Consider the following 278-nt stretch of genomic DNA (forward strand, 5'->3'; position numbering starts at 1 on the left):
CGGTAATACGAAGGGGGCTAGCGTTGTTCGGAATTACTGGGCGTAAAGGGCGCGTAGGCGGCCCCGCGCGTCGAGCGTGAAAGGCCTGGGCTCAACCCAGGAACGGCGCTCGATACGGCAGGGCTAGAGTGCAGGAGAGGATGGTGGAATTCCCAGTGTAGAGGTGAAATTCGTAGATATTGGGAAGAACACCGGTGGCGAAGGCGGCTCACTGGCTCGTTTCTGACGCTGTAGCGCGAAAGCGTGGGGATCAAACAGGATTAGATACCCTAGTAGTC

The 278-nt window shown here is 57.9% G+C and carries 1 rRNA gene; it reads left to right on the forward strand.

The features are described 5' to 3' along the window. Positions 1-278: ribosomal RNA gene (locus tag ACTHSQ_RS11235) — 16S ribosomal RNA — on the forward strand; the annotation flags it as partial.

The sequence above is a fragment of the Neisseria sp. P0009.S008 genome (assembly GCF_051958615.1).
GTDB lineage: Bacteria > Pseudomonadota > Gammaproteobacteria > Burkholderiales > Neisseriaceae > Neisseria > Neisseria subflava.